This window comes from Polynucleobacter sp. MWH-Loch1C5 (assembly GCF_018881775.1).
GTDB lineage: Bacteria > Pseudomonadota > Gammaproteobacteria > Burkholderiales > Burkholderiaceae > Polynucleobacter.
Map to the genome: position 1 here is coordinate 1,488,175 of NZ_JACVPR010000001.1, position 20,179 is coordinate 1,508,353.

The following is a 20,179-nucleotide window of genomic DNA, read 5'->3' on the forward strand; positions in this document are numbered from 1 at the left end:
AATGGAGGCCATGACGGACACGGTAGCCACCTTTAGCCCCCTTTATCAGCAGATCAAAGGTCTTATTTTGGGTAGTTTGCAGACTGGCGAATGGAAGCCAGGGGAGATGATTCCTAGTGAAAACGAGCTGGCGGTTCGCTATAAAGTCAGTCAAGGTACCGTTCGCAAGGCGATTGATGAGTTGGCGAGCGAAAACTTGCTTGTTAGACGCCAGGGGAAGGGCACTTTTGTAGCCACCCATCACGAAGACCGTGTTCATTTCCGTTTTTTACGCCTGATGCCTGATGAGGGGGAGCCGCATTACCCTAAAAGTCAGATTTTGGACTGTAAACGCTTGCGCGCACCCGCTGAAATAGCCAAATTATTGGATCTCAAGACTGGGGATGCCGTGATTGAGATCGAGAGAATTTTATTTTTCTCAGAGCAAGCCATTGTTTTAGAAGAAATTTGGTTGCCAGGAGCCACTTTTAAGGGCCTCACCGCTGAAACATTGAAGAACTGGCGTGGCCCTATGTATGCCTTGTTCGAGACAGAATTTGCCACGCATATGGTGCGTGCAGAAGAAAAGATTCGAGCCGTGGCTGCCACGCCCGAGTCGGCTGCTGCCTTAGGTATTGCTGAGGGCTCGCCACTGCTATCAGTCGAGCGTGTGTCTTATACATATGGCGAAAAACCGGTGGAAGTCAGACGTGCGGTTTACCAAACCCGTGAGCACCACTATCACAATGAGCTTAATTAGGCTGCGTTGGAGGTAAGTAACAGATTAAATTCATCAATTTTTCATAGTGTCAGACTGTGGAAAGTTAATTAAGAGATAAAATCGAGAAGTTTTGCAGTGTGCAAAAAAATAGTGAGGAAATAAATGCCAGAGTTTAGAAATATTCACGTCTTTGACTTGATGAAATACCGCCTGCCTTGGGCTGGTAAAGTCTCCATCCTGCACCGTGTGAGTGGTGCTCTTATGTTCTTACTGATTCCTTTTGTGCTGTATCTTTTTGACAAAAGTGTTACCTCAGAAATCAGCTTTGTGACCTTTAAAACGGTACTAGCGCATCCTTTCATCAAGCTCGTGGTTTTGGCTCTGATTTGGGCATATTTGCATCATTTCTGTGCGGGTATTCGTTTCTTGCTCCTCGATTTGCATATGGGGATTAGCAAGCCAGCGTCTGCGAAGTCTGCCGTGGGTGTTTTGGTCGTTAGCTTAGCGTTGACAGCGGTATTTGCTGCCAAGCTGTTTGGTTTGTTTTAAGGAGTGAGCATGGCGAACAATAATGTCGGACCTAAGCGCCTTGTCGTTGGCGCGCATTACGGTCTTAAAGATTGGTTATTGCAGCGTATTACTGCTGTGATCATGATTGTTTTCACGGTGATCTTATTAGTGGCTTTCTTAATGAGTGATGCCACCTATGAAGGTTGGGCTGGTTTATTTGCCAACCAATGGATGAAGATCATTACTTTCTTGGCTATTTTGAGTCTTCTGTACCACGCTTGGGTCGGTGTTCGTGACATCTGGATGGATTACATCAAACCCGTCGGTGTACGTTTGACATTACAAGTATTAACAGCATTGTGGTTGATCGGTTCTATCGGTTATGCCGCGCAAATTCTTTGGAGGGTGTAAGGCATGACGGCCATTAAGACATCATTGCCACGCCGTCGTTTTGACGTCGTAATCGTGGGCGCCGGTGGCGCAGGTATGCGTGCTTCGTTACAACTTGCAGAGGCAGGTTTGAACGTTGCCGTGTTGTCCAAGGTATTCCCAACCCGCTCACACACTGTGGCAGCGCAGGGCGGTATTGGTGCATCACTCGGTAATATGAGTGATGACAATTGGCATTACCACTTCTTTGATACCGTTAAAGGTTCTGATTGGCTCGGTGACCAAGATGCGATCGAATTCATGTGTCGTGAAGCACCGAAAGTCGTCTATGAGTTAGAGCACTTTGGTATGCCGTTTGACCGTAATCCGGATGGCACGATTTATCAGCGTCCTTTTGGGGGTCACACAGCCAACTATGGTGAAAAAGCAGTGCAGCGTGCCTGTGCGGCAGCAGACCGTACTGGTCACGCACTCTTGCACACCCTTTATCAGCGTAACGTACGCGCCAAGACTCACTTCTTTGTCGAGTGGATGGCTTTAGACATCATCCGTGATCAAGAGGGTGATGTTGTGGGTGTCACCGCATTAGAAATGGAAACTGGCGAGATTCATATTTTGGAAGCCAAGTGCACCATGTTTGCAACCGGTGGGGCAGGCCGTATTTGGGCTGCCTCTACGAATGCCTTTATCAATACTGGTGACGGTATGGGTATGGCCGCGCGTGCCGGTATCCCATTAGAAGATATGGAATTCTGGCAATTCCACCCCACAGGTGTGGCTGGTGCCGGTGTTCTTTTAACTGAAGGTTGTCGTGGTGAAGGCGGCATCTTGCGTAATAAGCACGGTGAGCGTTTCATGGAGCGTTATGCACCGACCCTGAAGGATTTGGCGCCACGTGATTTCGTCTCTCGTTCGATGGACCAAGAGATTAAAGAAGGCCGTGGTTGTGGTCCTAATGGAGACTACGTGGTTCTTGATTTGACGCACATTGGTGCTGAAACGATTCACAAGCGTTTACCATCCGTTTACGAGATTGGTATTAACTTCGCGAACGTTGATGTCACTAAGGAGCCTATTCCTGTCGTGCCTACCATTCACTATCAGATGGGCGGTATACCGACCAATATTCATGGTCAAGTGGTGGCTCCGAAAAATGGTAACCCGAACGATATCGTCAATGGCTTCTATGCCATGGGTGAGTGCTCTTGCGTATCGGTCCACGGTGCTAACCGTTTAGGTACGAACTCACTCCTAGACCTCTTGGTCTTTGGTCGTGCTGCAGGTAACCATGTGATTACAACAGCGCTTAAGCAAAAAGAACATAAGCCATTACCAGCTGATGCGGCTGATCGCACCTTGGCACGTTTGGCTAAGTTGGATAGTTCAGCATCGGGTGAGTACACACAAGATGTGGCTAACGATATCCGCAACACGATGCAAAAGCATTGTGGCGTATTCCGTACACAAGACTTGATGGACAGCGGTGTTGCGAAGATGAATGAAATCACTGAGCGCGCTAAGAGCATTCACCTCAAAGACAAGTCGAAGGTCTTTAACACTGCTCGTGTTGAGGCTTTGGAGTTGGCTAACTTGGTGGAGGCGGCTAATGCTACGATGGTTTCCGCTGCCGCTCGCCGTGAGAGCCGTGGTGCGCACGCCCACAATGATCATCCTAACCGTGATGATCAAAACTGGATGAAGCACACACTCTGGTTTAGCGAAGGCAATCGTCTCGATTACAAACCGGTCAAGATGACGCCGTTAACCGTTGAATCTATTCCACCTAAGGTTCGTACCTTCTAAGAGTACTGAGGATAACTATGAGCAATACACGTATTTTTGAAGTTTATCGCTACGATCCTGAAAAGGATGCAGCGCCACGCATGCAAACCTACGAGGTGGAACTCGATGGTTCAGAGCGCATGTTGTTAGATGCTTTGGTCAAGCTCAAGAAGCTCGATGAAACTTTATCTTTCCGCCGTTCATGCCGCGAGGGTGTTTGTGGCTCTGATGCTATGAATATCAATGGTAAAAATGGCTTGGCATGTTTGACCAATATGCTCACCTTGCCAAAGAAGATTACCTTGCGTCCTTTGCCAGGATTGCCTGTGGTGCGTGATTTGATTGTTGATATGACGCAATTCTTTAAGCAATATCATTCGATTCGTCCGTACTTGGTCAATGACACGCCACCGCCAGAGAAGGAGCGCTTGCAGTCTCCTGAAGAGCGTGAAGAGTTAGATGGTTTATATGAATGCATCTTGTGTGCCTCATGCTCAACCTCTTGCCCATCTTTCTGGTGGAACCCGGATAAATTTGTTGGACCGGCAGGTTTATTACAAGCCTATCGCTTTATTGCAGATAGCCGTGACCAAGTCACGAGTGAGCGCTTGGATAATCTAGAAGATCCTTATCGTTTATTCCGTTGTCATACCATAATGAACTGTGTGGATGTTTGTCCGAAAGGTTTGAACCCCACTAAGGCGATTGGTAAGATCAAGGAATTGATGGTTCGCCGAGCTGTTTAATGGCCCTGGCAAATGAGACCCTGTCGCTTTTGCGTTGGCGTGCGCGCCGGGGTCTGTTGGAAAATGATTTGATCATTGAGCGCTTTTTTGAGCGCCATGAGAAAGATCTAAAGGAAGCGGATCTAGATCCTCTGTATCGCTTATTAGATTTAAGCGATAACGATTTGATGGATCTGCTTTTGCGTCGTAAGGAACCGGAGGGAGATCTTGCGACAGAAGAGGTCTTGCGTGTCCTGGCCATGCTAAGACCCCCAAAGATGTCATAAATCTTCGGGAAAATAAAAAATCAGGAATGAAACTTGCTTGTATATCAAGACCTATAACGCGTAATAAGGGAAATAGAAATGAACGCTTCGAACGATAAAGCCACACTATCCTTCTCCGATGGCACACCAGCCATTGAGTTGCCTATCTATAAAGGTACGGTAGGTCCTGATGTGATCGACATTCGTAAACTCTATGGTCAGACGGGTAAATTCACCTATGACCCAGGTTTTATGTCGACTGCTTCTTGTAATTCAAAGATTACATACATTGATGGCGATAAGGGTGAGTTGCTCTATCGTGGTTACCAGATTCAAGATTTGGCCACGAACTGTGATTTCCTAGAGTCTTGCTATTTATTGCTCAAAGGCGAATTGCCGAATGCAAAGCAAAAGAAAGAATTCGATGATCTCGTGATGCACCACACGATGGTTCACGAGCAAATGCAGTTTTTCTTAAGAGGCTTCCGCCGTGACGCACACCCAATGGCTGTATTGACAGGTTTGGTCGGTGCGATGGCTGCCTTCTACCATGATGGTTTAGACATCAACGATGCCCACCAGCGCGAAATCGCGCAGATTCGCTTGATTGCGAAGATGCCAACTTTGGTGGCAATGGCCTATAAGTATTCTGTGGGTCAACCTTTTGTCTATCCAAAGAATGATTTGTCATATACCGCGAACTTCATGCAGATGATGTTTGCCACTCCTTGTGAAGAGTACAAGGTCAATGACGTCTTGGTGCGCGCTTTGGATCGCATTTTCATCTTGCACGCTGACCATGAGCAAAATGCCTCAACATCAACAGTTCGTTTAGCCGGTTCTTCAGGTACCAATCCATTTGCCGCGATTGCTGCTGGTGTGGCTTGCTTGTGGGGCCCTGCGCACGGTGGTGCTAACGAAGCCTGCTTACAGATGCTTGAGGAAATTCAAGCGATGGGTGGTGTTGAGAAAATCAATGACTTCATCGCTAAAGTGAAAGATAAGAACTCAGGTGTTCGTTTGATGGGCTTTGGTCACCGCGTTTACAAAAACTTTGACCCACGCGCTAAGTTGATGCGTGAAACCTGTCATGAGGTTCTCAAAGAGTTGGGCTTGGAAAATGACCCATTGTTTAAGTTAGCTATGACGCTTGAGAAGATTGCTTTGGAAGATGAGTACTTCGTTTCGCGCAAGTTGTACCCGAACGTTGATTTCTATTCAGGTATTGTGCAGCGCGCCTTGGGTATCCCTACAGAAATGTTCACTTGTATCTTTGCTTTGGCACGTACAGTAGGTTGGATTTCTCAGTGGGAAGAGATGATCACGGATGCTGAGTACAAGATTGGCCGTCCACGTCAGTTATTTGTGGGTAGCCCAACTCGTTCGGTGACTCCCTTGGCAAAGCGTTAATTGAGAGGAGTAAAGCTTTCGATGGCTAGAACACTTTATGACAAGCTCTGGGATGATCATGTGGTGCACGTTGAAGATGACGGCACCACCGTGTTGTACATTGATCGTCACTTATTGCATGAGGTAACTAGCCCTCAGGCTTTTGAGGGGTTGAATATTGCGCAACGTCCTGTATGGCGCAACTCCGCGAACTTAGCTGTTTCTGATCACAATGTACCGACTACCGATCGTAGTGCAGGCATTAAAGACCCGGTGTCCAAGTTGCAGATTGATACCTTGGATCAAAATTGCGATCACTTTGGTATTACCCAATACAAGATGCACGATAAACGCCAGGGTATCGTGCACGTCATTGGGCCTGAGCAGGGTGCGACTTTGCCAGGCATGACAGTGGTCTGTGGTGATTCGCACACGAGCACGCATGGTGCTTTTGGTGCTTTAGCTTTTGGTATTGGTACTTCTGAAGTGGAGCACGTTTTGGCCACTCAGACTTTGCTCATGAAAAAGAGCAAAAATATGTTGGTCAAAGTCGATGGTCAGTTACCGATCGGCTGCACAGCTAAAGATATCGTCCTCGCTGTGATTGGCAAGATTGGTACAGCCGGTGGTACGGGATATACCATTGAGTTTGCTGGAGATGCGATTCGCAATCTCAGCATGGAAGGTCGTATGACCATCTGTAATATGGCCATTGAAGCAGGCGCTCGTGCGGGTCTAGTGGCTGTCGATGAGACAACGATTCAATACGTAAAAAATCGCCCGTATGCCCCGCAAGATGAGCAGTCATGGGCGCAAGCTTTGCAATATTGGCGTGGTTTGCATTCCGATGTGGGGGCACAATTTGATCGTGTGGTTGAGTTACGTGCCGAGGAAATTCTGCCGCAAGTGACATGGGGTACATCACCCGAGATGGTCACTGGTATTGATGGCAGAGTCCCCGATCCTGAAAAAGAAAAAGACCCCGTCAAGCGTAATGCCATGGAGCGTGCATTGCAGTACATGGCCTTGATACCGAATACGCCGATCAAAGCCATTCAGATCGATAAGGTATTTATTGGTTCATGTACCAATAGCCGTATTGAAGATATCCGTGCAGCTGCTAAAGTCGTTGAGCGTATTGCTAAAAAAGTAGCTCCTAATGTGCGCTTGGCGATGGTAGTGCCGGGATCTGGTTTAGTCAAAGAACAAGCCGAGAAGGAAGGCTTGGATCGTATTTTTAAGGCGGCTGGTTTTGAGTGGCGTGAGCCCGGTTGTTCTATGTGCCTAGCCATGAACGCTGATCGTTTAGAGCCCGGCGAGCGTTGTGCCTCGACTTCTAATAGAAACTTTGAGGGCCGCCAAGGTAATGGTGGACGTACTCATTTAGTCAGTCCGGCCATGGCAGCAGCAGCAGCCTTGGAAGGGCATTTTGTTGATGTTCGTAAGATCGCTTAATCACGGATGTGAAATCTAAAAAGTAATGGAGACAATGATGAAAGCAATCGCAAAATGGGTCAGCCTAGCAGCTATCGCTGTGAGCTTATCAGCTTGTAACACCATTGCAGGTCTTGGCGAAGATTTGCAATACTTGGGTAGTGCATTTACTAAAGAAGAGAAAAAGCAGGAGAAAAAGCCTGCGGATACAAATTCTGGAGTGACGGTTACACCGGTTAAGTAATTTATGCAAAAGTTCACCATTCATCAAGGCTTGGTAGCCCCGCTCGATCGTGAGAACGTCGATACGGATGCCATCATTCCAAAGCAATTCCTAAAATCGATCAAACGGACTGGCTTTGGTCAAAATCTCTTTGATGAATGGCGCTACCTCGATCACGGTGAGCCAGGTCAAGATTGCTCTACGCGCCCCGTGAACCCAGACTTTGTGTTGAATCAAGCCCGTTACCAGGGATCTAGTATTCTTTTGGCGCGCCAAAACTTTGGCTGCGGGAGTTCGCGTGAGCATGCGCCATGGGCGCTTGAGCAGTATGGTTTTAGAGCCATCATCGCGCCAAGTTTTGCTGATATCTTTTTTAACAACTGCTACAAGAATGGTTTGTTGCCTATCGTTTTAAGTGCGCAGCAAGTCGATCATTTATTTAATGAAACCTATGCGTTTAACGGTTATCAATTAACGATTGACCTTGAGCAGCAGTTGGTGATTGCGCCGGATAACCGGACCTACAGTTTTGATATCGCTCCGTTTAGAAAGTATTGTTTATTGAACGGTTTAGACGATATTGGCTTGACCTTGCGCTACAAGGATAAAATCAAGTCTTACGAGGCAGAGCGTCTAATGCGTATGCCTTGGCTGGGTACGAAGCTACCCTAATTCTCAATTCGTTTTAAGGCTCTTATGAAAATTGCGGTATTGCCGGGTGATGGCATTGGTCCTGAAATTGTTGCTCAAGCAGTCAAGGTTTTAAATGCTTTGGGTGAATCTTTTGAAATGGAAACGGCACCAGTCGGTGGTGCAGGGTATGAGGCTAAAGGCCATCCTTTGCCAGAGGAGACCTTGAAGCTGGCCAAAGAAGCGGATGCCATTTTGTTTGGTGCCGTCGGTGACTGGAAATACGACACTCTGGCTCGTGAGTTAAGGCCTGAACAGGCTATTTTGGGCCTGCGTAAACACCTGAGTCTTTTTGCCAATTTGCGCCCAGCGATTTGCTATCCCGAACTCACAGCGGCTTCGAGCTTAAAGCCTGAGATTGTGGCTGGTTTAAATATATTGATCGTCCGCGAGTTAAATGGTGACATTTACTTCGGTAGCCCGAAGGGCATACGCACGGCGACTGACGGTCTTTTCCCAGGTGCCCGTGAAGGCTTTGACACCATGCGCTACAGCGAGCCTGAAGTCGAGCGTATTGCTCATGTAGCGTTTGAGGCGGCTCGCAAACGTCACAAGCGTGTCTGTAGTGTTGATAAAGCGAACGTTTTAGAAACCTCGCAGTTGTGGAAAGAGGTTTTGACCCGTGTGGCAAAAGATTATCCTGATGTGGAATTGAGCCATATGTATGTGGATAACGCTGCCATGCAATTAGTCAAAGCGCCGAAGGCATTTGATGTGGTGGTGACGGGTAATTTATTTGGTGACATTCTCTCAGATGAAGCTGCGATGCTCACAGGGTCGATTGGCATGTTGCCTTCAGCCTCTTTGGATAAAAACAATAAGGGCTTGTATGAGCCTAGCCATGGATCTGCCCCTGATATCGCAGGTCAAGGCATTGCCAACCCCTTGGCGACGATTTTGTCAGCAGCCATGATGTTGCGTTATTCCTTGGGTAAGGCGGAGCAGGCTGATCGTATTGAGGCAGCAGTGCAGAAGGTTTTAGCCGCTGGTTATCGTACAGGCGATATTAAAACAGAGGGTTGTAAGCTCGTTGGCACCCAAGAAATGGGTGAAGCCGTACTTAAAGCTCTGTAAGATAGCAGTTTCGTATTCATATTTTTAAATAGGTGTCGTGATGGCAACTCCATTGGTAGGTTTAGTTGGTTGGCGTGGTATGGTCGGTAGCGTTCTGATGCAGCGCATGCAGGACGAAAAAGATTTTGAGCATATTGAGCCCGTTTTTTTCAGTACTAGTAATGCGGGTGGTGCAGCGCCGGCGATGGCTAAGAACGAGAAAAAACTCTTTGCTGCCGATGACATTGAGGCACTCAAGCGTTGCGACATCATCATCACCTGTCAGGGTGGTGATTACACCAAAGAGGTCTATCCTAAGATTCGTGCTGCAGGTTGGAAAGGTCACTGGATTGATGCGGCGAGCGCATTGCGTATGGTAGATGAGTCCGTCATTATTTTGGATCCTGTGAACCGTCCCGTGATTGATCAAGCACTGTCCAAAGGCGGCAATTTGTGGGTGGGCGGTAACTGTACTGTGAGCTTGATGCTCATGGCGATGGGTGGTTTATTCAAGAATAATTTGGTCGAATGGGTGAGTGCCATGACCTATCAGGCTGCCTCGGGTGCCGGTGCCCAGAATATGCGTGAACTGCTCTCGCAAATGGGAGCTTTGCATGATGCAGTCAAGACGCAGCTCGCAGACCCAGCATCAGCCATTTTGGATATTGATCGCAAAGTCTCAGAGACCATGCGTTCAGCGAGTTTCCCTACTAAGAACTTCCGTAATACCGCGTTAGCGGGTAGTTTGATCCCATGGATTGATGTACCTGTTGAGCATGGACAAAGTAAAGAAGAGTGGAAGGGTGGCTCTGAGTGCAACAAGATCTTAGGCAATCCAGCCTTTAGAAGTCCAGGCAGTATTCCAATTGATGGCTTGTGTGTACGTATTGGCGCCATGCGTTGCCATTCACAAGGTCTGACGGTGAAGCTCAAAAAAGATGTGCCCTTAGCTGAGATCGAAGGTCTCTTAGCGAGTGCCAATGATTGGGTGAAGGTTGTGCCTAATGAGCGTGAAATCACAGAGCGTGAGCTCACGCCTGCAGCAGTTACAGGCACTTTGACAGTGCCCGTGGGTCGTTTACATAAATTAGCGATGGGCCCTGATTATTTAGGAGCCTTTACTGTGGGCGACCAATTGCTCTGGGGTGCTGCTGAGCCATTACGTCGTATGTTACGTATTCTCTTGGAGCGTTAATTGAACTTAGCCAAGCTGATCATCGTAGCCCAACTCCTCGCTTGGGGGGTGGTGCATGCTGTCAGCTTGGGGAATTTACAAATTCAGTCAGCGCCGAGCCAAGCCTTTAAGGCCCGGGTTGAGATTCTGGAAGCCGCTGGTGTCGCAGATCTCTCTGTGGCACTTGCCAATGCAGAAACTTATGCGCGTTTAGGCATTGCTGCATCGAGTACTCAAGCGCAACTGCAGCTCAGTTTAGAAAAAGATGCCAAAGGTCAAGCGACGGCAGTCGTGATTCAGTCGCCTGAGGTTCTCAAGCTTGCGCCTAATGAAGTTTTTTTAGACGCTCTCATTGAGTTGCGTTGGTCAGCGGGTTTGGTGCGTCGTGCTTACACGCTCTTAGTGGGTGATCAAGCCAAGATTCAAGTCAAGGCGGGCGAGACCTTGTCTGACATTGCTACACGAGTCTTGCCTCAATTTGAAGGGGCTAACTTTGATCAGGCGCTGATCGCTTTATATCGAACCAATCCTCAGGCTTTTGTCAGCGGCAGTATTCATCGCTTGGCCGCAGGTGCACAGCTGCAGATCCCCAGTGCAGCCACAGTGCAAAGTGTGCCTGTGAATGAGGCTCAACAAATCACACAAGCTGCCGATCAAGCTTATCGTCGAGGTCAGGCGAGTGCGCCGCTGGCACAAGTTGTGAAAGAGGCGATTCAGACAACGGGTGACCGATTGCAAGTAGGGCCAGCACCGGGTGCCAGTGGTGAGGCGAAGCGCCGCATGGAAGAGTTGCTGGTGCAAGAAAAAGCCTTGGCTGATGCGAAGCAGCGCATTGTTGAATTAGAGAAAAATATTGCAGATCTGAAAAAGCTTATTGCTCAGGGCGAGTCTGCACCTGTTGCAAGCGCTGGACATTGGCTAAATTACGGGGGTCCTTTGGCCTTGGCCGTATTTGTATTGTTAGCTTTGATTGTCTTATTGAAGCTCTCTAAAAACGATGCTAAGCAAAGAGAAGCCCAGGCACCGATGCCTGCACATGCTGCTCAATTATTTGCTAGCCTCGATCTGAATTTGAATACGCCTGCTCCGGCGGCCATTTCGCCTACCAAAACAGCGGATGAAGAGTTACCGAGCGCTGAGACCTTACGAGTTAAGCTCAATTTGGTCAGGGCATACATCACTATCGAGGATTTTGGTGCAGCTCGCCGCAGCTTAGATGAGATCTTGGCTGTGAGCAATCAGGTCGACCCTGACATCACAATTGCTGCCAAAGCCTTGATTGCACAAATCGACGAGCAGCGCTAATCATGCGCTTGGCTTTAGGTTTGCAATACGATGGTAGTGCCTATCATGGTTGGCAAACGCAACCTCATCAAGACACCCTACAAGATGCTTTAGAAAAAGCCATCGTGCAATTCATTGGCGCTCCCCATACTTGCCTGAAAACCACCACTGCAGGTCGTACGGATGCGGGTGTACATGCTTTGGGGCAGGTAGTCCACTTTGATGCCGAGGTGGAGCGTACTGAGTGGTCGTGGGTGCGGGGTATCAATACTTATTTGCCCAGGCAGTTAGCGGTGCAATGGGCTCAAGTGGTGCCAGCGGACTTTGATGCGCGTTTTAGCGCTACGCAAAGACACTATGTCTATGCGCTCTTTACAGGACCTTGCCCGGCGCCTCTGTTGCATAGACAAGCCGGTTACCTGATGCTGCCACCCGGTCAGCGTTTGGATGTCCAAGCGATGCAGGCGGCTTCTCAATATTTACTCGGTGAACATGATTTCAGTTCCTTTCGTTCGGCCGAATGCCAGAGTCATACCCCGATAAAGACGATTCATGACCTGAGTATTCACGCAGAAGGACCTTGGGTCTATTTTCAGGTGCGGGGTAATGCATTTTTGCACCATATGGTCAGAAATCTAGTCGGTACTTTGTTGATGGTGGGGCAAGGTAAACAAAGCCCTGATTGGGTCAAAACCGTCTTAGAAGCTAAAAGCCGTCAGGCGGCAGCACCCACTTTCATGCCCGATGGCTTGTATTTGGCTGGGGTGAGTTATCCGGAGCACTACCAGATTCCTAAAGCCAATTTGGCAGCTAGTGTTTTACCTGCCTGGCTCTTTGCCGGATAATCGGTCTTATGGGCCTTTTGACACGCACCCCGGGTAAAACCAGAATTAAATTCTGTGGTTTGACTCGCCCTGCGGATGTCGATGCCGCAGTGGGCATGGGTGTGGATGCCTTAGGTTTTGTCTTCTACCCACCCAGTCCCCGGGCGGTATCCCCTGAATTGGCAGCCACTTTGAGTGCCCGTATGCCAGGAGGCATGGATGTCGTGGGTTTGGTAGTGAACCCCAGTGATGCCGAAGTGGCCCGCATTCAAGAGCGCTTAACCATTACCTTGTGGCAATTTCATGGGGATGAAAGCCCAGAGCGCTGTGCTGAGATTGCCGGCAATACCCCTTGGATGAAAGCGGCGCGGATTTCCCCGGGCTTTGACTTAGGCGATTTTTCTATACAATATCAAAAAGCCCACGCTTGGTTACTCGATGCCTTTGTCGAAGGCTATGGGGGCGGTGGGCATGTATTTGATTGGTCATTAATACCTCCAACATGGGCAAAAGAAAACGCGCATCGGGTCGTTTTGAGTGGTGGATTGAACGCGCACAATGTGGGCGAGGGCATCACTCGTCTAGCGCCTTTAGCGGTTGATGTTTCCAGTGGCATTGAAATCGCTAAGGGACAAAAAAGCCCAGAGCTCATGAGAGCTTTTGTCGATGCTGTACAACTTGCTCATAGCAAGTAGCCAATAAGAGGTCAGATATGTACGATTTTCCAGATGCACGTGGTCACTTTGGACCTTACGGTGGAGTCTTTGTTTCTGAGACGTTGATGTATGCTCTGAATGAGCTTAAAGAGAACTACGCTAAGTATCAACGCGACCCTGACTTTCATGCTGAGTTTCATCGTGAGCTAAAACATTTTGTCGGCCGGCCTTCACCCATCTATCACGCCAAGCGCATGAGTGATAGCTATGGTGGTGCGCAAATCTATTTCAAACGCGAAGATTTAAATCACACCGGCGCACACAAGATCAATAATGTGATTGGCCAAGCGATGCTGGCCAAGCGCATGGGTAAAAAACGCATCATCGCTGAGACTGGAGCAGGTCAGCATGGTGTAGCCACAGCAACGATCTGTGCTCGTTTTGGTTTGGAGTGTGTGGTTTACCAAGGTGCGGTGGATGTAGCCCGTCAAGCGCAAAACGTCTATCGCATGAAGCTTTTGGGTGCAACAGTAGTGCCGGTAGAGTCAGGTACCAAAACACTCAAAGATGCGCTTAATGAAGCCATGCGTGATTGGGTCACCAATGTTGAAAACACTTTTTACATCATTGGTACGGTTGCCGGCCCACATCCTTATCCCATGATGGTCAGAGACTTTCAAAGTGTGATTGGTGAAGAATGTAAAACACAAATGCCGGAGATGATTGGGCGTCAGCCAGACTACGTGATGGCTTGTGTGGGTGGTGGATCGAATGCCATGGGTATCTTCCATCCCTATATTGATGTCCCTGGTGTGCAACTCATTGGCGTTGAGGCAGCTGGTCATGGCCTGAATACGAAAGAACATTCAGCCGCATTGGTGGCAGGTACCCCCGGTGTCTTGCATGGTAACCGGACCTATTTATTGCAAGATGAGAATGGTCAGATTGCTGAGACCCATTCGGTATCTGCAGGGATGGACTACCCTGGTGTAGGTCCCGAGCATGCTTGGTTAAAAGATTCTAAACGTGCCCAGTATGTTGCAGTGACCGATGATGATGCGCTCAAAGCCTTTCATGAGTGTTGTCAGATTGAGGGCATTATTCCAGCCTTAGAGAGTAGTCATGCAATTGCTTATGCCACTCAACTGGCAAAAACCTTGCCCAAAGATAAAACCATTTTGGTCAATCTCTCGGGACGAGGGGATAAGGATATGCATACCGTTGCTCAGGTATCAGGACTTCAGTTGTAAGGAAAACATGTCAAGAATTCAGCAGGCCTTTGCCGCACTTTCAGAAAAAAAACGCAAGGCCTTAGTGCCTTTTATCACGGCTGGAGATCCCGAAGCTGGCCTCACACTGGATTTCATGCACGCCCTAGTAGCGGGTGGTGCGGATGTCATTGAGCTAGGGGTGCCATTCTCGGACCCCATGGCTGATGGTCCAGTAATTCAAAGAGCCTCAGAGCGTGCCTTGGCTCGCGGTATGACACTCAAGCACTGTATTGAACTGGTGGCCCAATTTAGGAAAACCAATCAGACCACACCCATCGTTTTGATGGGCTATGCCAATCCCATTGAGCGCATGGGGGCTGAGAACTTCGTCAAGAGTGCCAAAGCTGCCGGTGTCGATGGTGTCTTGGTCGTCGACTATCCTCCTGAGGAGTGTGAAGACTTTGCCAAAGCCTGCGCTCAAGCAGATATCGATCCTATCTTTCTCTTAGCCCCAACTTCATCTCCCCAGCGTATTGCTCAGGTAGGTGCCTTGGCCAAGGGCTATATCTATTATGTATCCCTCAAAGGCGTCACAGGGGCTGCGAACCTCAACACCCAAGAAGTGGCGAGCATCATTCCGCAAATTCGTGCGGCTACGACAGTCCCGATTGCCGTCGGTTTTGGCGTACGCGATGCAGCGTCTGCCGTAGCGGTGAGCCAGACAGCGGATGGCGTCGTGATTGGTAGCAAGATAGTCCAATTATTAGAGGAAGCCGACCCGGCCAAGAGAGTACAATCACTCCAATCCTTTATTACAGAGATCCGCGAGGCCTTGGACCGATAAGATGAGCTGGCTCGATAAATTACTCCCCCCTAGTATTCAGCATACCGACCCTGCGCAGCGTAAGAGTGTGCCTGAAGGTTTATGGATTAAATGTCCGAGTTGTGAGGCTGTCTTATATCGCAATGACATAGAGGGCAATTTACGTGTCTGCCCAAAATGTGATCACCATATGCGTATTGGCGCACGTGAGCGTTTAGACAAACTCTTGGATCTTGAGGGGCGCTATGAAATTGGTCAAGAGGTGGTGCCTGTCGACGCCCTCAAATTCCGTGACACTAAGAAATATCCAGATCGTCTCAAAGATGCGATGGACAGCACAGGAGAGACCGATGCTTTAGTCGTGGTCTCTGGCGCGATTCATTCCATCCCTGTCGTCGTTGCCTGCTTTGAGTTTGAGTTCTTGGGTGGTTCTATGGGCTCTGTCGTGGGTGAGCGTTTCGTGCGCGGCGCACAAGCTGCTCTAGAGCAAAAAGTACCATTTATCTGCATTACTGCCACCGGTGGTGCGCGTATGCAAGAAAGCTTACTGTCGCTGATGCAAATGGCCAAGACCAACGCTATGTTAGTCAAGTTAGCGCAAGCCCGCCTACCTTATATCAGCGTCTTAACAGACCCAACGATGGGTGGTATTTCAGCTAGTTTTGCCTTTATGGGTGATGTGGTGATGGCTGAGCCGAAGGCTTTGATTGGTTTTGCTGGACCACGTGTGATTGAGCAAACCGTCCGTGAAAAATTGCCTGAAGGTTTTCAGCGCTCAGAGTTTTTGATGCAAAAGGGCGGTGTGGACATGATTGTCGATCGTCGCGAGATGCGTCGCAAGTTGGCTGATATTTTGGCGATCTTGCTAAAGCAACCCAGCGATGCTGTTGCTTGATGTCGCAAGCAAAACTTTTTTCCAATTTAGATGACTGGCTAAAGTACCTCGAGCAGGCTCACCCTGTTGGTATTGATATGGGTTTAGGTCGGATTGGGCGCGTCAAAGAGGCACTCAATTTCCCGATTAAACCCATTCTATTTACTGTGGGTGGTACCAATGGTAAGGGTTCCACTTGTGCCATGCTCGAGAGTATTCTCTTAGCGGCATCCTATAAAGTAGCTTGTCATACCTCACCACATTTTCTGAAGTTCAATGAAAGGGCTCGGATCAATGGTGAGATGGCTAGCGATGAGCAATTACTAGAGCATTTTGCTGCTGTAGAAAAAGCGCGGGTGTCTTTAGATGACCCGCCGAGTTTGACTTATTTTGAGTTCACCACTTTGGCCATCATGCACCTATTCGCGCACAGCGGTATGGATGCCATCATTATGGAAGTTGGTATGGGTGGACGTTTAGATGCCGTCAACTTATGGGATGCTGATGTGGCGATTGTCACCTCGATTGATATGGACCACATGGAGTATCTCGGAAATACACGCGACAAAATTGCTTATGAAAAGGCGCATATTTTTAGATCGGGCCGCACTGCGATTTGTGGCGATCCTGTGCCACCAGCCAGTCTGATTGATCATGCCAAAGCGATCGGTACTGATTTATGGTTAATAGGGCAAGACTTTAATTTCCAAGGTGACAAACAGCAGTGGGGCTGGGCAGGACGCGGTAAGCGTCTATCTGGTTTGGGTTATCCAGCTTTGCGTGGCGCCAATCAGCTGCTCAATGCTTCGGCAGTGATTGCTGCCTTGACAGCGGTTCGTGAGCGTTTGCCTGTGGGGGCCCAAGAAATTCGCAATGGTTTAGCTTGGGTCGAGTTGCCAGGACGTTTTCAAGTCTTACCGGGTCGTCCGACCATCATCTTGGATGTGGCGCACAATCCCCATGCTAGCAGTGCTTTAGCGCAAAACCTTGAAAACATGGCTTACCACCCCTACACCCTCGGTGTCTTTGGTGTCATGGCTGATAAAGACGTGAACGGTGTGTTGCGGCCTATGTTGGGTCTGATTGACCATTGGTATTTGTGTGACCTACCCACGCAGCGCGCCATGTCTGCAAAAGACATTGGTCAGCGTCTCATAGAGCTTGGCTTTAAGGAGGACAAGGATCATACGATCCAAACCTTTACAGAACTCGGTTTAGCCTATGCTGCAGCGCTAGAAAAAGCAGGTGAGGGTGATAGAATGGTGGTATTCGGATCTTTTTACACAGTCTCTGGTGTGATGGCGTATCGCAATGCCAAAGCTCATTGATGGTGGTAACAAAATCCTAAGATGAAGTGGGCCCTTAACTAAAGACTTGCATGCGATTACCATTTTTAAATCGAACCCAAGCCAAGACCAATCTAGCGGTCGAGGACAACCTCACGGAAGATCCAGAACGTCAGCGCGCGCGCCATCGATTGATTGGCGCGATTTTTTTGGTGCTCATTGCGGTAGTCGGCTTGCCGATGATTTTTGATGCTAATCCTAAGCAGCAACACAATGACATCGCCATACAAATTATTCAGCCAGGCAGTAAAGAGAAGTTAGAAGCCAAGCCAGACGCTAAGCCTGAAGTGAAAGCGGATGCTAAGCCTGAGTCTAAGTCGGATGGCAAGGTTGAGAAAGTTCCGCCGGTTGCCAAAACTTTAGATAAAGGTGAAGAGGTTCTAGCGATCTTAGAAAATCGCAGTGCTACTAAGGAAGTGGCAAAAGAAAGTCCTAAAGAAACGCCAAAAGAAACTGTACGTGAATCAAGCAAGACAGAGGGTCAGTTTTATGTACAAATTGGCGCATTCTCATCCGAAGAGCGTGTTAAAAATTGGCAGGCTAAGCTTACTGAGCAAAAAGTAGCGACTTACGTCGAGACTAGAAATAATAAAGAGGGTGTAAAGCTCTACTTACTGCGCTCAGGACCCTACCCAGATCGAGCGGCTGCTGATGCAGCAGAAAAGAAGATTCGATACGTGGGCCTATCACCCAAAGTGGTGGCCAAGAAACCTGAGTAAAACGACAAGCACGCCCAGCCGCCATGAACCTACACTTCACCCTTGTCGATATTGTGTTTGGTACTGTCTTAGCGGTTTCAGCTCTGATCGGTATCTGGCGTGGTTTGGTGCGTGAGTTGTTTGCTTTGATTGGTTGGGTCGCTGCAGCGTGGGTCAGTTATCACTATTCCACTTGGCTTGCCAAAGAATGGTTAACGGGAGTGCCCGGTGGCGAGATGACTCGCATGGCTTTGGGTTTTGTCATTCTCTTCATCATCACTCTGATTGTTTTTGGTTTAACGGGGCGCTTTGTGGCAAAGCTACTAGCGAGTGCTGGTTTAAGCCCCATGGATCGCTTTTTAGGTTTTGCCTTTGGTTTTGTCAGAGGTTTATTGATTGTGATTATTTTGAGTAGTTTGGCAGCAATGACGAGTGTGAGTCAGACCACGGAGTGGCGCAAAGCTTGGTCTTTACCAGCAATTGAGTTACTCTCAGGAATGGCGCGCGCATGGTTGCCTGATGAATGGGCCGCCCAGTTATCTGGGCGTGCAAATTAATTTGTAACGCTAGGGGTTTTTATGTGTGGAATTGTCGGAACCATAGGCAATAGTCCAGTAAATCAATTGCTCTACGATGCGCTCTTGTTGTTGCAGCATCGTGGTCAGGACGCTGCGGGTATTGCCACCATGAATGGTAGTTCGTTCTCAATGCATAAGGCCAACGGCATGGTGCGTGACGTATTCCGAACACGCAATATGCGCAGCTTACCGGGGAATGCGGGGATCGGTCAGGTCCGTTACCCGACTGCAGGATCTGCCAGTAGTGAAGAAGAGGCGCAACCTTTTTATGTCAGCGCTCCCTTTGGCATTATCTTGGCGCATAACGGTAATCTTACCAATGCGGCTAGTTTGCGTGATGAGATGTTCTATCGCGATCGCCGTCATATCAACACGAGTTCTGACACAGAGGTCTTGCTCAATGTGTTGGCCGATGAAATTCAGCGTGCCACCAATAGCATTGCTTTAGATGCTAGCGCCGTCTTTAATGCGGTGACGCAAATGCATACACGACTCAAGGGCTCCTACGCTGTCGTGTCACTGATTGCTGGTTATGGTCTTTTAGCATTTAGAGATCCTTTTGGTATTCGTCCATTGTGTATCGGTCGCTTAGACACTGAGCAAGGCCCAGAGTGGTTGATTGCCTCAGAGTCAGTGACACTTGAAGGTCTTGGTTTTACTTTTGTGCGAGATGTGGCGCCGGGTGAAGCCATCTTTATTGGTGCTGATGGTAGTTTTCAGAGTCGTCAGTGTGCCGCCCATCCAGTCTTAAACCCTTGTATCTTTGAGTACGTCTATCTAGCAAGACCCGATTCATGTATTGATGGTGTGCCTGTTTATGACGTCCGTTTGCTCATGGGCGATTACCTCGCTAAAAAAATCGCCCGAGAAACCGATGCATCTCAAATTGATGTGGTGATGCCGATTCCGGATTCAAGTCGCCCAGCAGCGATGCAGGTTGCCAAATTACTCAATGTGCCTTATCGCGAAGGTTTCTTTAAAAATCGTTATGTAGGTCGGACCTTCATCATGCCGGGCCAAGCTATGCGTAAGAAATCAGTCCGTCAAAAGCTCAATGCGATGAGTTTTGAGTTCAAGGACAAGAACATCTTGATTGTCGACGATTCGATTGTGCGTGGTACAACCTCTTATGAGATCGTCCAAATGGCGCGCGATGCCGGTGCGAAGAAAGTGATCTTTGCATCTGCAGCACCTCCTGTATGCTATCCGAACGTGTATGGCATCGATATGCCGACGCGCAGTGAGTTGGTAGCCTATGGTCGTACCCATGCTGAAATCACCGCGTTGATCGGCGCTGATCAACTGATCTATCAAGATGTTGAAGATTTGAAGCGTGCCGTGCGCGACATCAACCCCAAGATAGAAAACTTTGATGCCTCTTGCTTTGATGGTCACTATGTCACTGGTGATATCACAGAGTCTTATTTAGATGCTCTAGAGGCGGCAAGAAACTCGCCTAAAGCCATTGCGGATCGTCAAAAAGCAGAGAGTTCAGACTTAGCGCGTTCACAATTGCACTTGCAATTGGCCTCACAAGAGTAAGATAGCC

Annotated in this window: 22 protein-coding genes; all 22 read left to right on the forward strand. The window is 48.6% G+C overall.

Annotated features, from left to right (window positions below):
• Positions 1–10: 10 nt before the first annotated feature.
• Positions 11–739 (forward strand): GntR family transcriptional regulator, encoded by a 729-nt coding sequence (locus ICE94_RS07665; RefSeq protein WP_255539114.1) that lies wholly within the window; start codon positions 11–13, stop codon positions 737–739.
• A gap of 123 nt (positions 740–862) precedes the next feature.
• On the forward strand, positions 863–1,249 hold the full coding sequence (gene sdhC / locus ICE94_RS07670; RefSeq protein ID WP_216150530.1) for a succinate dehydrogenase, cytochrome b556 subunit: 387 nt from the start codon (positions 863–865) through the stop codon (positions 1,247–1,249).
• A 9-nt stretch (positions 1,250–1,258) separates the two neighbouring features.
• Entirely contained in the window at positions 1,259–1,621 is a 363-nt protein-coding gene (gene sdhD / locus ICE94_RS07675) for a succinate dehydrogenase, hydrophobic membrane anchor protein (RefSeq protein ID WP_216150532.1), read from the forward strand.
• 3 nt (positions 1,622–1,624) lie between these two features.
• Positions 1,625–3,403 carry a succinate dehydrogenase flavoprotein subunit gene (gene sdhA, locus ICE94_RS07680; protein WP_216150534.1) on the forward strand — a complete coding sequence of 593 codons (1,779 nt, stop codon included), beginning with the start codon at positions 1,625–1,627 and terminating at the stop codon, positions 3,401–3,403.
• A 17-nt stretch (positions 3,404–3,420) separates the two neighbouring features.
• Positions 3,421–4,128 (forward strand): succinate dehydrogenase iron-sulfur subunit, encoded by a 708-nt coding sequence (locus tag ICE94_RS07685; protein ID WP_216150536.1) that lies wholly within the window; start codon positions 3,421–3,423, stop codon positions 4,126–4,128.
• A complete protein-coding gene (locus ICE94_RS07690; RefSeq protein WP_216150538.1) occupies positions 4,128–4,394 on the forward strand; it encodes a succinate dehydrogenase assembly factor 2 in 267 nt (88 codons plus the stop codon). The genes ICE94_RS07685 and ICE94_RS07690 overlap by 1 nt, the downstream gene beginning before the upstream one ends.
• 78 nt (positions 4,395–4,472) lie before the next feature.
• Positions 4,473–5,783, forward strand: a complete 1,311-nt coding sequence (gene gltA, locus ICE94_RS07695; protein WP_216150540.1) for a citrate synthase — start codon at positions 4,473–4,475, stop codon at positions 5,781–5,783.
• A 21-nt stretch (positions 5,784–5,804) separates the two neighbouring features.
• Complete coding sequence (gene leuC, locus ICE94_RS07700) at positions 5,805–7,217, forward strand: 3-isopropylmalate dehydratase large subunit (protein ID WP_216150543.1); 1,413 nt, start codon at positions 5,805–5,807, stop codon at positions 7,215–7,217.
• A 37-nt stretch (positions 7,218–7,254) separates the two neighbouring features.
• A complete protein-coding gene (locus ICE94_RS07705; RefSeq protein ID WP_216150545.1) occupies positions 7,255–7,440 on the forward strand; it encodes an entericidin in 186 nt (61 codons plus the stop codon).
• Between the two features lie 3 nt (positions 7,441–7,443).
• Positions 7,444–8,091: a 3-isopropylmalate dehydratase small subunit gene (leuD, locus tag ICE94_RS07710; RefSeq protein ID WP_216150548.1), complete on the forward strand. Its 648-nt coding sequence runs from the start codon at positions 7,444–7,446 to the stop codon at positions 8,089–8,091.
• 24 nt (positions 8,092–8,115) lie between these two features.
• On the forward strand, positions 8,116–9,183 hold the full coding sequence (leuB, locus tag ICE94_RS07715) for a 3-isopropylmalate dehydrogenase (protein ID WP_216150550.1): 1,068 nt from the start codon (positions 8,116–8,118) through the stop codon (positions 9,181–9,183).
• A gap of 40 nt (positions 9,184–9,223) precedes the next feature.
• Entirely contained in the window at positions 9,224–10,357 is a 1,134-nt protein-coding gene (gene asd / locus ICE94_RS07720; protein ID WP_216150552.1) for an aspartate-semialdehyde dehydrogenase, read from the forward strand.
• On the forward strand, positions 10,358–11,641 hold the full coding sequence (locus ICE94_RS07725) for a FimV/HubP family polar landmark protein (RefSeq protein WP_216150554.1): 1,284 nt from the start codon (positions 10,358–10,360) through the stop codon (positions 11,639–11,641).
• Complete coding sequence (gene truA, locus ICE94_RS07730) at positions 11,641–12,465, forward strand: tRNA pseudouridine(38-40) synthase TruA (protein WP_216151058.1); 825 nt, start codon at positions 11,641–11,643, stop codon at positions 12,463–12,465. Before ICE94_RS07725 ends, truA begins: the two co-directional genes overlap by 1 nt.
• An 8-nt stretch (positions 12,466–12,473) precedes the next feature.
• A complete protein-coding gene (locus tag ICE94_RS07735; RefSeq protein ID WP_216150556.1) occupies positions 12,474–13,139 on the forward strand; it encodes a phosphoribosylanthranilate isomerase in 666 nt (221 codons plus the stop codon).
• 17 nt (positions 13,140–13,156) lie between these two features.
• A complete protein-coding gene (gene trpB / locus ICE94_RS07740) occupies positions 13,157–14,350 on the forward strand; it encodes a tryptophan synthase subunit beta (RefSeq protein ID WP_216150558.1) in 1,194 nt (397 codons plus the stop codon).
• Positions 14,351–14,357: 7 nt separating this feature from the next.
• Complete coding sequence (trpA, locus tag ICE94_RS07745; protein WP_216150560.1) at positions 14,358–15,155, forward strand: tryptophan synthase subunit alpha; 798 nt, start codon at positions 14,358–14,360, stop codon at positions 15,153–15,155.
• Position 15,156: 1 nt separating this feature from the next.
• Positions 15,157–16,029 carry an acetyl-CoA carboxylase, carboxyltransferase subunit beta gene (gene accD / locus ICE94_RS07750; protein WP_216150562.1) on the forward strand — a complete coding sequence of 291 codons (873 nt, stop codon included), beginning with the start codon at positions 15,157–15,159 and terminating at the stop codon, positions 16,027–16,029.
• Positions 16,029–17,336, forward strand: coding sequence for a bifunctional tetrahydrofolate synthase/dihydrofolate synthase (gene folC / locus ICE94_RS07755; RefSeq protein ID WP_216150579.1), 1,308 nt, complete (start codon positions 16,029–16,031; stop codon positions 17,334–17,336). The genes accD and folC overlap by 1 nt, the downstream gene beginning before the upstream one ends.
• A 50-nt stretch (positions 17,337–17,386) precedes the next feature.
• Complete coding sequence (locus tag ICE94_RS07760) at positions 17,387–18,073, forward strand: SPOR domain-containing protein (protein WP_216150581.1); 687 nt, start codon at positions 17,387–17,389, stop codon at positions 18,071–18,073.
• Between the two features lie 23 nt (positions 18,074–18,096).
• On the forward strand, positions 18,097–18,609 hold the full coding sequence (locus ICE94_RS07765; protein WP_216150583.1) for a CvpA family protein: 513 nt from the start codon (positions 18,097–18,099) through the stop codon (positions 18,607–18,609).
• A 21-nt stretch (positions 18,610–18,630) separates the two neighbouring features.
• Positions 18,631–20,172, forward strand: coding sequence for an amidophosphoribosyltransferase (gene purF / locus ICE94_RS07770; protein ID WP_216150585.1), 1,542 nt, complete (start codon positions 18,631–18,633; stop codon positions 20,170–20,172).
• Positions 20,173–20,179: the final 7 nt, after the last annotated feature.

Bases quoted from the DNA above. Each gene is read 5' to 3' on its own strand.
- ICE94_RS07665 (WP_255539114.1), top strand. From the start codon at position 11: ATGACGGACACGGTAGCCACCTTTAGCCCCCTTTATCAGCAGATCAAA.
- sdhC (WP_216150530.1), top strand. From the start codon at position 863: ATGCCAGAGTTTAGAAATATTCACGTCTTTGACTTGATGAAATACCGC.
- sdhD (WP_216150532.1), top strand. From the start codon at position 1,259: ATGGCGAACAATAATGTCGGACCTAAGCGCCTTGTCGTTGGCGCGCAT.
- sdhA (WP_216150534.1), top strand. From the start codon at position 1,625: ATGACGGCCATTAAGACATCATTGCCACGCCGTCGTTTTGACGTCGTA.
- ICE94_RS07685 (WP_216150536.1), top strand. From the start codon at position 3,421: ATGAGCAATACACGTATTTTTGAAGTTTATCGCTACGATCCTGAAAAG.
- ICE94_RS07690 (WP_216150538.1), top strand. From the start codon at position 4,128: ATGGCCCTGGCAAATGAGACCCTGTCGCTTTTGCGTTGGCGTGCGCGC.
- gltA (WP_216150540.1), top strand. From the start codon at position 4,473: ATGAACGCTTCGAACGATAAAGCCACACTATCCTTCTCCGATGGCACA.
- leuC (WP_216150543.1), top strand. From the start codon at position 5,805: ATGGCTAGAACACTTTATGACAAGCTCTGGGATGATCATGTGGTGCAC.
- ICE94_RS07705 (WP_216150545.1), top strand. From the start codon at position 7,255: ATGAAAGCAATCGCAAAATGGGTCAGCCTAGCAGCTATCGCTGTGAGC.
- leuD (WP_216150548.1), top strand. From the start codon at position 7,444: ATGCAAAAGTTCACCATTCATCAAGGCTTGGTAGCCCCGCTCGATCGT.
- leuB (WP_216150550.1), top strand. From the start codon at position 8,116: ATGAAAATTGCGGTATTGCCGGGTGATGGCATTGGTCCTGAAATTGTT.
- asd (WP_216150552.1), top strand. From the start codon at position 9,224: ATGGCAACTCCATTGGTAGGTTTAGTTGGTTGGCGTGGTATGGTCGGT.
- ICE94_RS07735 (WP_216150556.1), top strand. From the start codon at position 12,474: ATGGGCCTTTTGACACGCACCCCGGGTAAAACCAGAATTAAATTCTGT.
- trpB (WP_216150558.1), top strand. From the start codon at position 13,157: ATGTACGATTTTCCAGATGCACGTGGTCACTTTGGACCTTACGGTGGA.
- trpA (WP_216150560.1), top strand. From the start codon at position 14,358: ATGTCAAGAATTCAGCAGGCCTTTGCCGCACTTTCAGAAAAAAAACGC.
- accD (WP_216150562.1), top strand. From the start codon at position 15,157: ATGAGCTGGCTCGATAAATTACTCCCCCCTAGTATTCAGCATACCGAC.
- folC (WP_216150579.1), top strand. From the start codon at position 16,029: ATGTCGCAAGCAAAACTTTTTTCCAATTTAGATGACTGGCTAAAGTAC.
- ICE94_RS07760 (WP_216150581.1), top strand. From the start codon at position 17,387: ATGCGATTACCATTTTTAAATCGAACCCAAGCCAAGACCAATCTAGCG.
- ICE94_RS07765 (WP_216150583.1), top strand. From the start codon at position 18,097: ATGAACCTACACTTCACCCTTGTCGATATTGTGTTTGGTACTGTCTTA.
- purF (WP_216150585.1), top strand. From the start codon at position 18,631: ATGTGTGGAATTGTCGGAACCATAGGCAATAGTCCAGTAAATCAATTG.